The sequence below is a fragment of the Rhodoferax sp. GW822-FHT02A01 genome (assembly GCF_038784515.1).
In the GTDB taxonomy this organism is placed as follows: Bacteria; Pseudomonadota; Gammaproteobacteria; order Burkholderiales; family Burkholderiaceae_C; genus Allorhodoferax.
This window is the reverse complement of sequence record NZ_CP152376.1, coordinates 3519859-3532505: the sequence shown is the minus strand read 5'-3', so window position 1 is coordinate 3532505 and position 12647 is coordinate 3519859. Positions and strand designations below refer to the sequence as shown.

The window sequence follows — 12647 nt, the reverse complement described above, 5'->3', positions numbered from 1 at the left end:
TGCGATTATCCCGAATGGTCCGCACTTCCCTCATGCGGCATCTGGACAACCCCATAGGTTGCTTTGCGCACCAGGGGCAGGACCACCAGCAAGGTAGGAAATGCAATCACCCAAGACAGCGCCCAAGAGCCCAACCACAAGGACAGAATGCCTGCAGCCAGTCCCACACTGCGCAACGTGCTCACCAGCGAAATGACTCCCGTCATGATGATGGATAGGAAAAAAGGCATCACCACCGTGGCATAGTGCGCGGGCAGCAGCGGCAGGCCAAACGGGCCGCGGCGGGTATGGGGTTTGGATGCTGCTGGTGTGCTCATCCAGGCTATGGTAGCCCAGCCGGTAAAATCGCCCCTCGCTCTACACTGAATGACTATGTCTGACAACGCCACCCCCAGCACCCCATCCGCCGCACCCGCCACCAGCACGCCCGAACAACCCGGTTTGCAGTCCCTCTCCAAGTCGTTTGAACCGGCCGCTCTGGAGGCGCATTGGGGCCCCGAGTGGGAAAGGCGCGGCTATGGTGTTGCGGGCTACCGCGGCACGCAGGAGCCGCAAGCTGGCGCGGCATCGTTTGCCATCCAGCTGCCACCCCCCAATGTGACCGGCACGCTGCACATGGGCCACGCGTTCAACCAGACCATCATGGACAGCCTGACGCGCTACCACCGCATGCGCGGCTTCAACACCGCCTGGATTCCCGGCACCGACCACGCGGGCATTGCCACGCAGATCGTGGTGGAACGTCAGTTGGCCGACCAGAAGATCAGCCGCCACGACATGGGGCGCCCCGAATTTGTGAAAAAGGTCTGGGAGTGGAAGGAAAAGTCCGGCAACACCATCACCACCCAGATGCGCCGCATGGGCGACAGCGTGGACTGGAGCCGCGAGTACTTCACCATGGACCCCAAGCTGTCCAAGACGGTGACGGAGACATTCGTCCAGCTGTACGAGCAGGGTCTGATCTACCGCGGCAAGCGCCTGGTGAACTGGGACCCGGTACTGATGAGCGCGGTGAGCGACCTGGAAGTGGAAAGCGAAGAGGAAGAAGGCGCTCTCTGGCATATCCGCTACCCGCTGGCCGACGGCTCCGGCGATATCACCGTGGCCACCACCCGCCCCGAAACCATGCTGGGCGACGTGGCCGTGATGGTGCACCCGGAAGACGAACGCTACACCGCGCTGATCGGCAAGATGGTGCGCCTGCCGCTGTGCGACCGCGACATTCCGGTGATTGCCGACGAGTACGTGGACAAGGCCTTCGGCACCGGCGTGGTGAAAGTCACCCCGGCCCACGACCAGAACGACTACGCCGTGGGCCAGCGCCACAAGCTGCCCATGATCTGCGTGCTGACGCTGGACGCCAAGATCAACGACCAGGCGCCAGCTGCCTATCAAGGACTGGACCGCTTTGTTGCACGCAAAAAGGTGGTGGCCGACCTGGAAGCTGGCGGCTTCCTGGTGGAAGTGAAGAAGCACAAGCTCATGGTCCCCCGCTGCGCCCGCACCGGGCAGGTGATCGAGCCCATGCTGACCGACCAGTGGTTCGTCGCGATGAACCAGGTCGGCAAGGGTGACACCACGGGCAAGAGCATTGCCCAGAAGGCCATAGACGCTGTGCAGAGCGGCGAGGTACGCTTTGTACCCGAGAACTGGATCAACACCTACAACCAGTGGATGAACAACATCCAGGACTGGTGCATCAGCCGCCAGCTGTGGTGGGGCCACCAGATCCCGGCGTGGTACGACGAAGAAGGCAATGTCATTGTGGCCCGCAACGAAGCCGAAGCCCAGGCCAAGGCCCCGGGCAAGACCCTGCGCCGCGACGAAGACGTGCTCGATACCTGGTACTCCAGCGCGCTGGTCCCATTCAGCACCATGGGCTGGGGCAACACCGGCAGCGAACCACTCTCCGACTACGACCTTTATCTGCCATCGAGCGTCCTGGTCACCGGCTACGACATCATCTTTTTCTGGGTCGCCCGCATGATCATGATGACCACGCACTTCACCGGCAGAGTCCCGTTCAGGCACGTCTACATTCACGGCCTGGTGCGCGACGCCCAGGGCAAGAAGATGAGCAAGTCCGAAGGCAACGTGCTCGACCCGGTGGACCTGATAGACGGCATCTCGCTGGAACCCCTGCTCGAGAAACGCACCACCGGACTGCGCAAGCCGGAAACTGCGCCGCAAGTGCGCAAGAACACGCAAAAGGAGTTCCCCGAGGGCATTCCCGCCTATGGCGCCGACGCACTGCGCTTCACCTTTGCCGCGCTGGCCTCGCTGGGCCGCAGCATCAACTTCGACAGCAAACGCTGTGAGGGTTACCGCAATTTCTGCAACAAGCTGTGGAACGCCACCCGCTTTGTGCTGATGAACTGCGAAGGCCAGGATTGCGGCCTGCTGGAGCACACCAAGGAGCAATGCGCTGTCGGCGGCCCGGCCCATGGCTATCTGGCCTTCAGCAGCGCCGATCGCTGGATTGTTTCGCTGCTGCAAAAGACCGAAGCCGAGGTGGCCAAGGGCTTTGAAGAGTACCGCCTGGACAACGTGGCCAACACGATCTACCAGTTCGTCTGGGACGAGTTCTGCGACTGGTACCTGGAAATCGCCAAGGTACAGATACAGACCGGCAATGACGCCCAGAAGCGTGGCACGCGTCGCACTCTGATCCGCACGCTGGAAACCATCCTGCGCCTGGCGCATCCGATCACACCCTTCATCACCGAAGAGCTGTGGCAAAAGGTGGCCCCCGTGGCTGGCCGCGAAGGCGCTTCGGTCAGCGTCGCTGCCTATCCGGTGAGCCAGCCGGAACGCATCGACGAGGCTGCAATCGCCGAGATCGCAAAACTCAAGCAACTGGTGGACGCCTGCCGCAACCTGCGCGGCGAAATGAATGTGTCACCTGCCACACGGTTGCCTCTGTACGTGGTCGCCCAGAGCGAAGCGGAAAGCGCGTTTCTGCAATCTTCGGCCGCGATCCTGCAGGCGTTGGCCAAGTTGAACGAGGTTCGGCTGTTCGCAGACGAAGCATCCTGGCAGGCGGCAGCGCAGGCCGCGCCCGTGGCAGTGGTGGGCGATGCCCGCATCTGCCTGCATATGGAAGTGGACCTTGCTGCTGAAAAATTGCGCCTGGGCAAGGAAGCCAGCCGTCTGGAAGGCGAGATCGCCAAGGCCACCGCCAAGCTCTCCAACGAAGCCTTTGTGGCCAAGGCGCCGCCTGCGGTGATTGACCAGGAGCGCAAGCGCGTGGCAGGCTTTACCGACACCCTGTCCAAGGTGCGGGACCAGCTCGCGCGCTTAGGCTAAGCGCCCAAAAAAACAGCGCGCCCAAGGCGCGCTGTTTGGTGGCTTCTGATGGAGCGATGCTGCCAGTCAGTCAGCGGCGACGCAGCACGTGGATGAATTCGCTTTCCAAAGTCTGCTGGTCCAGCAATTCGTTTCCCGTCTGCTTGGCAAAAGCCTGGAAGTCCCTGATCGAGCCACCATCGGTGGACACCACCTTGAGAACCTGACCACTCTGCAGTTCCGCCAGCGCCTTTTTGGCTTTCAGGATGGGCAAAGGGCAATTCAGGCCGCGGGTGTCAATTTCTTTGTCGATCTGCATGGGTAGGTTCCTCTATGTGTCCATTGTAGGGTTGCGCAGCCAAGCCGGAGTGGCCTCAGGCCGGAAAAACACCGGTTGAGAGGTAGCGGTCGCCCCGATCGCACACCACGAACACAATGACTGCGTCACGCTCGCGCTCGGAAATCTGTTGGGCCGCCCAGCAGGCTCCCGCCGCAGAGATGCCGCCAAATATGCCTTCCTCGCGTGCCAGACGCCGGCACATTTGCTCGGCATCCGCCTGACTCACACTGACCAGTTCATCCACATTGGCCGGGTTGTAGATCTTCGGCATGTACGCCTCGGGCCACTTGCGTATGCCTGGAATTCGGGAGCCTTCCGAAGGCTGTGCGCCCACGATGCAGATGGCCGGATTCTTTTCCTTGAGGAATTGGGACACGCCGGTAATGGTGCCGGTGGTTCCCATGGCACTGACGAAGTGGGTGATCTTGCCGTCCGTGTCAGCCCAGATCTCAGGGCCGGTGGTTTCGTAGTGGATGCGCGGGTTATCCGGGTTGGCAAACTGGTCCAACACCTTGCCTTGCCCCTCCCGCTCCATCTTGTCGGCGAGGTCTCGGGCGTATTCCATGCCACCGCTCTTGGGCGTGAGGATCAGCTCTGCACCAAAGGCCTTCATGGTTTGCGCACGCTCGATCGACAGATCCTCCGGCATGATCAGCACCATGCGGTAGCCCTTGATGGCTGCGGCCATTGCCAGAGCAATACCGGTGTTGCCGGAAGTTGCCTCGATCAGTGTGTCACCCGGCTTGATCTCTCCACGCTCCTGCGCCCGTCGGATCATGCTCAGGGCCGGCCTGTCCTTGACCGAACCTGCAGGGTTGTTGCCCTCTAGTTTGCCGAGTACGACGTTGTTGTTCTGCGTGTTGGTCTGTGCGCCTATGCGCTGCAGCGCAACCAGCGGGGTTTTTCCAACGGCGTCTTCAATGGTAAGAAAGTTCATGTGCATAAATGTGCCATAATTTACGACTTCCTTCCTGCCTGCCCGGGTGGTGAAATTGGTAGACGCAGGGGACTCAAAATCCCCCGCCGCAAGGCGTGCCGGTTCGATTCCGGCCCCGGGCACCACGTAAATAGTGGTTTGACAGCTATTAAGTTGATAGCAATGTTGAGTCACTTCCGCATCCGCTTCCTCATCACTTCCGCATGGTGTGCTCGTAGCCACCCTTCATCAAAGCTCAAGCGGTTGCACTCCAGCGAGCAGATGGAGTCGGCACAGGCCCAACTGGAATTGCTCGGCGAACCGCAAGGGCGAAAACCCAAGGCAGCACTTGCGCGGATTTGTTGGTGTACTGCAGGCCGACGCCTATGCGGGGTACGACAAGATCTTCGAGGACGGACGCATCATCGAGGCCGCCTGCTCGGCGCATTGCCGGCGCAAGTTCCACGAAATCCATGAGCGCCAAGAGCACGTCGTCGGTACCCTGGCACATCAGGCCCTGCAACGCATCGGGGCACTCTATGCCCTGGAGCAACGGATTCGGGGGCACGGTGCCGAGCAGCGACTGCTGCACCGCCAAAGGCATGCCAAGCCGTTGCTTGCGCAGCTGCATGATTGGCTGGGCGAGAGCTTGTCGCAGCTCTCTTCCAAGTCACCCCTGGCAACGGCCATTGGCTATGCACTGGGCAATTGGCGCGCCCTAAATGTCTATGTGGAAGATCGTCGCATCGAGATCGACAACAACACCGCCGAGCGGGCCCTGCGCGGGGTAGTGCTGGGACGCAAGAATTACCTGCACTTCGGCTCAGACAGCGGGGGCAGTCGCGCCGCGATCATCTACAGCTTGGTGGGCACCTGCAAGCTCAATGGCATTGACCCGTATGCGTACCTACGCCATGTGCTGGTGCACATTGCGGACCACCCCATCAATCGGGTTGCCGAATTGCTGCCGTGGGCTGTGGCCGGCGAGCTCAGCACTCCTGCCCTGAAGCATGAAGCTGGCAGCTTGAAGCCATCCTGCCTTTGGCAGAATGGTGTCACCATGAATGACACCGAGCTGATCGAGGCTCTGTCCAACGCCAGCAGTCTCGAACTCTACGAGCTCAGCCGCATCATTGACTGGCTGCTGGCGGACCCCAGGCGCATTGTGGCCATACGCAGCCAACTCAATATTGGAAAGTCCGTGCAGTTCATGGACTGGCGTAGCGGCCAGATGCGCGCAGGCAAAGTGGTCGCAATGAAGGACGCACAGGCCACCGTGCAGGACGATGCCAGCCGAACACAGTGGAAACTGTCCTATGCCGCCATAGATCCGGGGGCAGGGCCAGAGTCGATTGAAGCCCAGTCTACATCACTGCCTCAACCGCAAGTGCAAAAGCCTGGGCCTCAAGACTTCCGACGTGGCGACAGGGTCTCGTTCACCGACAAATATCTGCAACCTCAAATCGGCACCATCACGCGGAACAACCAGCGCGCTGCCTCCGTCGAACGTGAAGGCTGCACCGGTTGGCGCGTGCCCTTCGGCATGCTCGCCCATGTGATGGACATCTGACGGTTACTACCGACTGTCAAGTACGGTACTCACCGGACTCTTACAAAAAAGTGGCTCCGCAAATTTGAACAACTAAGAGATAAAGACAGACTCTGGGCATATTGCCTGTGCGCTGATGAAAGCAGCACGTTCCGGGTTGCATTACGAATTGCGCATGCCGCTCAAGGATGCGCCAGTGATTGAAGCCATGAAAGAGCTATCCGGGCAGTTCCCGCGGTTTGGCGCACGCCGTATCCACGTCTTCTTGGAGCGCCAGGGCATGGAGATGGGGCGGGACCGGTGCAGTCGCATCTGGAGCGCTGCTGGCCTGCAGGTGCCGCCCAGGAATAAGCGGCGTCGGCATCTCGCAGCGGCTCGGCCCCGGCCTATGCCGCCAGCGGGCCGCAACTCGGTATGGTTCTACGACTTTGTGTTTGACTCATGTGCCAACGGCCAGCAATTGAAATGCCTGACAGTGGTGGACGAGTACACACGCGAATGTTTGGCCATTGATGTGGCGGGTAGCCTCCGGAACAACGCTCTCCAGTGGCCTCAATCCTTCTACATTTGGAAACTCCACCACCTTGACAGCAACCGTTAGCGGAAACGTGCCCAGTGGCACCGTAACGTTCATGGATGGCGCAACCTCGCTGGGTAGTGCAACCATCTCCTCAGGCGTTGCAACGTACTCCGTTTCCACCTTGAGTGTTGGCAGCCACAGTCTTACTGCAGTGTATGGAGGAGACGCCAACAACGCCAACAACGCCAGCAGCATTTCCAGCACTGTGACGCAGGCGGTGGGCCAAGTTGCCAGCGGAGTTAGCCTCGTATCCAGCCTGAGCCCGGCGGCCACAGGTGCGAGCGTCACGTTCAGCGCCACTGTTACGGGCTCATCTCCTTCGGGCAACGTGACGTTCAGTGATGGGGCGACAACCTTGGGCAGCGGCAGCCTGGTAAGCGGTGTGGCTACATTCTCAAGCAACTCCCTGGCTGTAGGTAGCCACAGCATTACGGCCGCCTACGCGGGCGACACCAACAATGCGGCCAGTACCTCCTCGGCGCTCAGCCAGACGATCCAAGCCCCGACAGTTGCCAGCACCACGGTGTTGAATGCCAGCCAGACCAGCATCACGGCCGGTGAGCAAGTCACTTTGAGTGCTGCGGTCAGTGGCTCCAGTCCCGGCGGTCAGGTCAGCTTCCTGGACGGATCGACCTCACTGGGCAGCGCAACACTGAGCGGCGGCATTGCCAGCTTCTCCACCACAGCCCTGGCTGCGGGGACCCACTCCATTACGGCAAGCTATGCAGGCGACCCAGGTAACCTGGCATCCGCTTCATCTGCCGTGTCTATTACAGTGAGCCCCTCAGGCACGGTAGGGGCAGGCGGTGGCACGATGACCTACCAATACGGCTATGACGCCATGGGCCACCCCACCATTGCCATTGACCCCAATGGGCTGACCACCACCACCTACTACGACAGCCTGGGCAGACCAATCCAGAAGCAGGAGCCCGCCAACCAAGGCGCGCCCCTCCCGACGGTGACCAGTGCCAGCTACGACTTGGCCAACAACCTCACCGCAGTGATCGACCCTCGCAGTCTGGCCACCACCTACAGTCCCAACGGGCTGGGACAGGTCAACTCGCAGAGTTCCCCGGACTCCGGTACGGCAGGCTTTACTTATGACGCCAAGGGCAATTTGCTGACCCGCACCGATGCCCGAGGCAAGGTAACCAGCTATACCTATGATGTGTTGGACCGGCTCACCTCGGTGAGCTACCCCACGGGGGTTGCGACCAGTCTGGAGTACGACGGTGGCAGCGCCCCTTATGCTGGAGCCAAGGGGGAACTCACCAAGATCACTGACGAGTCAGGTAGCCAGACTTACGCCTTTGATTCTGCAGGTCGCATGACCAGCAAGACTCAGGTGACCAACGGCCAGACTTTCATCGTGGGCTATACCTGGGGGGATACGGGCAGTGCCACCGACAAGCTCATTGCCATCACCTACCCCAGTGGCAACCAGGTGAACTACAGCTACGACAGCACAGGCCAACTCTCCGGCGTGAGCATCAACACGGTCAACGCCAACGGGGTGGGCATCAGCACCACCAGCACACCTTTGCTCTCCAGCCTCACCACCAACGTGGATGGGGCGCCCAAGAGTTGGGTGTGGGGCAACTCGCTCGCATACAGCCTGGGCTATGACAGCTTTGGGCAGTTGATCTCCTATCCACTGGGCAATCCTGCGGGCAGCGGCAACGCAGCGGGCCAGGCGCGCACCTTAAGCCGCGATGCGGCCGGGCGCATCACCGCCCTGACCCACGCCAACAACGGGGTTGCCACACCCAATCTGGACCAGAGCTTTAGCTACGACAGCCTCAACCGCGTCATCAGCGCCACCTTTGGGGGGGTGACCACCCAGTACAGTTATGACGCCAATGGCAACCGCACAGCTAAGGTGGTGGGTAGTACCTCCTACGCCAATACGGTGAGCCCCAGCAGCAACCGCCTTACACAAATTCAGGATGTGGGTGGGACGGCCAGCTTGGCCTATGATGCTGCAGGCAACATCACCGCTGACGGCATGAACACCTTCACCTACAGTGACCGCGGACGCATGGCCAGTGCTGCCAATGCGGGGGGCACCGTGGGCTATGCCTACAACGCGCTGGAGCAGCGGGTCTTAAAGACGAGCAACACAACGCTCGTTCCGACCGGCAAGGCCTACTTCGTTTATGACGAGGCCGGCAATCTGCTGGGTGAGTACGACGCCAATCACAACCCGATCGACGAGACCGTCTATCTGGGTGCAGGCCCTGCGGCACTGCCGGTGGGGGTGATGAAGCAGACGGGCGCGGCCGCCCAGAGCAATATTGCTGTCAACCTGTACAACGTCTATGCCGATCACACCCATGCGCCTCGGGTGATTACACAGTCAAGCGACAACGCCATCGTATGGCGGTGGGATACGGCAGAAGCCTTTGGGGGCACCGCTCCTAACCAGGACCCGAGCTCATTGGGCACCTTCGTCTACAACCAGAGGTTCCCGGGGCAGGTGTTTGATGCGGAGACCGGTCTCTTTGATAACTGGAACCGCACTTACGACGCGCGCCAAGGGCGATACCGGCAATCTGACCCCATCGGGCTGGCGGGGGGCATTAATACCTACAGCTATGTCGAGGGGAATCCACATAGCTATGTGGACCCAATGGGGTTAGACAGACGGGGCGATACATCTGTCAATTACAGATATACGCCGACGGCGGGTAGGCCGGTGAACGACGCAACCGCTGGTGCTCTTTCATGTTTTTCTGCGTGCGCAAATGGAACTGCCAATCATGGAGTGACTGTGACTGCTGGTTGGAAAGGTGAACACAGCAAAGGAAGCGCTCATGAAACTGGGCAGGCTTGTGACGTTGGCAAGAATTCAAATCCTGATTTGACTCGTTCAACAGTTGAGGCGTGCTTTGCGCAGTGCTTCTCATCTGGCGGCAGTTGGGGGCAAGAGGAAGGTAATCACTACCATTTGCAATCTCGCCCTGGAGCCGGTGGTGGCACGGGATTCATTCCTGGGGTGCATTAAATGAAATCATTCGGGTGCCTACCTGGATGCGCTGGAAACGGCAGACCGCACAAAGAGATTTTCTGGCAAGCGCTGGCTGCCACGCTTACCAAGGGTACTTCTTTAGTCGACCTCTGCCCTTACACGACTTTGAGGAATTTGCGCTTTGCGGGTCCATAGCCGAGGAATCAGTTCCTATGAACTGCGCATTGCGGAGAGTCGGTTGACGAAGTGATCACATTGCTGCCATCTGCAGTAAGTTAGACAAAACCGGACGGTAATCAAAAGCCAGACCATTCTCCATCTGCGCCGGCAGTTACAGCGACCTTTTTCTTCACCTGACCAACTTTCAAGGGTATGCGATTGGGTACAGATTTCGAGGGCTGCTTGGCAGCAACTGTGGGAGCCCGCTCCACTCGCCGCACGCTGGAACTTTGCAGACCAGCGATGCTGCGTTGCGTTGTAGCGGCATTTCCTTCATTGCCAAGTTGGAATACGCCCACAGCCAGCACCAAGTCCTGTGCCTGGCCCTTCAGGCTGGATGCGGCAGCGGCCATCTCCTCCACCAGCGCCGCGTTCTGCTGCGTGGCCTGATCCAGTTGCGCAACGGCTTCGCCCACTTGGGCCACACCCTGGCTTTGCTCCGTGCTGGCGGCGCTGATCTCACCCATGATGTCCGTCACTCTGCGGATGGAACTCACGACTTCGGTCATGGTGGTACCGGCCTGGTCTACCAGCAGCGTGCCCTGCTCCACCCGCTCCACGCTGGCGTTGATTAGGCTCTTGATCTCCTTGGCCGCTTCAGCAGAGCGTCCAGCCAGGCTGCGCACTTCGCTGGCTACCACCGCAAAGCCACGACCCTGTTCGCCGGCGCGCGCCGCTTCCACGGCTGCGTTCAGCGCCAGAATGTTGGTCTGGAAGGCAATGCCGTCAATCACACTGATGATGTCGCTGATCTTCTTGGAACTGTCGTTGATGCCCTTCATGGTATCCACCACTTGAGAAACCACCTCACCTCCCCTGACAGCAACCACGGATGCGCTCTGTGCAAGCTGGTTGGCTTGTCGGGCGTTTTCAGCGTTTTGCTTGACCGTGGAACTGAGCTCTTCCATGGAGGCCGCCGTTTCCTCCAACGCACTGGCCTGCTGTTCGGTGCGGTTGGACAGATCCAGATTTCCCGAAGCCACTTCGTTGCTTGCCACTTGAATGCTTTCGGCCGAGCTTCGTACTTGTTCCACGGTACTTCTAAATGCCCCCGTCATCGTGGCCAGGGATGCCAGCAGACTGCCCTTATGGGATGAGAGCGTATTTACACTCAGGTTTCCCCCGGCCACCTGGTCCATTGCGTATATGGCATCGGCAGGGTCACCACCCAACTGGCGCAAGGTGCTGCGCGCTATCAGCATGCCAACGCCAGCAATGATTACCAAGACCGCCGCCATGATGGCCAGGGCACTGTACATAGCCGAGCGCGCCTGCGCTTCCGCTTCATCGGTATAGAGACCGGAGCCAATCATCCAGTCCCAGCCTGGCACACGGCGAATGTTTTGAAGCTTGGGAAAGATTGGTGCATCACTGCGGGTCTCGCCTGGTTTGACCACGAATGATTCAATGAAAATAGAGCCATTGGCGCTGGCGCGCATTGCGTCCACAAAAGTTTTGACTGTATCAATGCCCTGCGCATTGATAACGCCAATCTGACTCTTCCCTGGCGTCCAGTTCTTGTTGAAGGGGTGCATCACCGCCGCGCCATCGGTAGTGAGTATGTAAAAGTAGTTGGTCTTGCCGTCAGCACCACCATACCGAGCGTGGAACACCGCCTCACTGGCTGCCTTCTTGGCATCCTCCACGCTCATCTTGCCTGCGGCAGCGGCAGCTTGATATCCCTCAACAATATTGGTTTGCGATTGCACCGCTGACACCAACTCGGCTCTACGCCCGTTAAAGATTTCGCTGCGTATTTGTAGCACCGCGTATGTGGCAAGTAAAGCCACCCCCAGGATGGTCGTTCCAATCAAAAGACGAAATTTTCCAACAAAACTCAAACGGTTACCGATCATATATTTTTTCTACCAAATTAAAGATGTCAATCGTTCAAAACCATCAAACGGGCCTGAACTGAGTTTGCTTACACAACCAAATGCCTGGTCCTTGAAGGCAGAATTGCACACCGTCTGATCTTCAGTCTAGCGCTGTCGCTTGTGATTACCAAGCTCCGTCACCTCATTTTTGAAACTTTCTTGCCAAGCGAATCATTCTCTGCGCCTAAAGGGTAGTACCTTCCAAACTGGCCAGAATTTCGTCAACGGCGGCCATAAGTTCACGGATAACGATGGGGTAAGCTCATAAATGTCTTCAATCCCACGCGAAGCCTTGAAAACAAGCGCTTCAAAACCAGGTTGGATGGTGCTGGAAAGCTCTGCACTGAGCGTTTGCGCCCTGGCGACCAGCTCCTGCGGATCCGAGATATCGGCCGGTGTAATCCTGCTCACTACTTCGGCGGCCTCAAACCCAAGCATACGTTCGGCGCCAACGTTAAAAATTTGGATTACGCCCCGCGCATCCGTAGCGATGCTGGAAAAATTGGCGCTATTGAAAATAGCGTGTTGCAAAGCGCCCGCTTTGACCAGTGTTTCCTGTCGTTGAGCGTCAACAATGGTGTCCGCGATGGCGCGGCTCTCTGGCTCATGGGATGGAACTGGCATCGTGATATTCCGAAAAAACAAAGATCGGAACAGGGGAACGCGCTTGCCGGACCGGTCACACGGCGGCGCATGGTCCACTGCCCAAAAGAATTAAGCGGCGGCAACACGTTTTACAGGGTAACCACTTGGGTTGGTGCACTATGTTCGCTAGCACACATAGACCAAGTAACATTTGTGCTGCAGTTTGTAAAGACGTAGGACGCAATGAGAGGCCAAGCACGATTCGGACGAGAAATTGCCTTCGACGGTACCTTAGTATCTCCAGTAGGCTCAAATCCGAAAGACA

6 protein-coding genes, 1 tRNA gene and 3 pseudogenes are annotated in these 12647 nt (G+C 59.1%); 5 read left to right on the top strand and 5 right to left on the bottom strand.

What is annotated here, in order from left to right; all coding sequences use genetic code 11:
• Positions 1–5: 5 nt before the first annotated feature.
• Positions 6–317, bottom strand: coding sequence for a DUF2798 domain-containing protein (locus AAGF34_RS16570; RefSeq protein ID WP_342616816.1), 312 nt, complete (start codon positions 315–317; stop codon positions 6–8).
• Positions 318–372: 55 nt separating this feature from the next.
• On the opposite strand from AAGF34_RS16570, the gene AAGF34_RS16565 reads away from it, so the two are divergent.
• The gene (locus tag AAGF34_RS16565) at positions 373–3306 is read left to right on the top strand and encodes a valine--tRNA ligase (RefSeq protein WP_342616815.1); all 2934 of its coding nucleotides are present in this window, start codon (positions 373–375) and stop codon (positions 3304–3306) included.
• A gap of 70 nt (positions 3307–3376) precedes the next feature.
• Here AAGF34_RS16565 and AAGF34_RS16560 read toward each other — a convergent pair whose 3' ends face one another.
• Together AAGF34_RS16560 and cysM are read right to left on the bottom strand one after the other, a co-directional pair.
• A complete protein-coding gene (locus tag AAGF34_RS16560; RefSeq protein ID WP_342616814.1) occupies positions 3377–3604 on the bottom strand; it encodes a sulfurtransferase TusA family protein in 228 nt (75 codons plus the stop codon).
• A 55-nt stretch (positions 3605–3659) separates the two neighbouring features.
• Positions 3660–4562: a cysteine synthase CysM gene (cysM, locus tag AAGF34_RS16555; protein ID WP_342616813.1), complete on the bottom strand. Its 903-nt coding sequence runs from the start codon at positions 4560–4562 to the stop codon at positions 3660–3662.
• A gap of 40 nt (positions 4563–4602) precedes the next feature.
• Here cysM and AAGF34_RS16550 point away from each other — a divergent pair.
• The 4 genes and pseudogenes from AAGF34_RS16550 to AAGF34_RS16535 all read left to right on the top strand — a co-directional run bounded on the left by AAGF34_RS16550 (position 4603) and on the right by AAGF34_RS16535 (position 9677).
• Positions 4603–4687: transfer RNA gene (locus tag AAGF34_RS16550), tRNA-Leu, on the top strand.
• Positions 4688–4854: 167 nt separating this feature from the next.
• Positions 4855–5523: pseudogene (locus AAGF34_RS16545) on the top strand (IS66 family transposase); the annotation flags it as partial.
• 691 nt (positions 5524–6214) lie between these two features.
• Positions 6215–6625, top strand: a pseudogene (locus AAGF34_RS16540) (IS3 family transposase); the annotation flags it as partial.
• Between the two features lie 49 nt (positions 6626–6674).
• The gene (locus AAGF34_RS16535) at positions 6675–9677 is read left to right on the top strand and encodes an Ig-like domain repeat protein (RefSeq protein WP_342616812.1); all 3003 of its coding nucleotides are present in this window, start codon (positions 6675–6677) and stop codon (positions 9675–9677) included.
• Positions 9678–9937: 260 nt separating this feature from the next.
• Here AAGF34_RS16535 and AAGF34_RS16530 read toward each other — a convergent pair whose 3' ends face one another.
• Complete coding sequence (locus tag AAGF34_RS16530; RefSeq protein WP_342616811.1) at positions 9938–11569, bottom strand: methyl-accepting chemotaxis protein; 1632 nt, start codon at positions 11567–11569, stop codon at positions 9938–9940.
• Positions 11570–11992: 423 nt separating this feature from the next.
• A pseudogene (locus AAGF34_RS16525) lies at positions 11993–12361 on the bottom strand (PAS domain-containing protein); the annotation flags it as partial.
• Positions 12362–12647: the final 286 nt, after the last annotated feature.

Bases quoted from the DNA above. Each gene is read 5' to 3' on its own strand.
- AAGF34_RS16565 (WP_342616815.1), top strand. From the start codon at position 373: ATGTCTGACAACGCCACCCCCAGCACCCCATCCGCCGCACCCGCCACC.
- AAGF34_RS16560 (WP_342616814.1), bottom strand. From the start codon at position 3,604: ATGCAGATCGACAAAGAAATTGACACCCGCGGCCTGAATTGCCCTTTG.
- cysM (WP_342616813.1), bottom strand. From the start codon at position 4,562: ATGAACTTTCTTACCATTGAAGACGCCGTTGGAAAAACCCCGCTGGTT.
- AAGF34_RS16570 (WP_342616816.1), bottom strand. From the start codon at position 317: ATGAGCACACCAGCAGCATCCAAACCCCATACCCGCCGCGGCCCGTTT.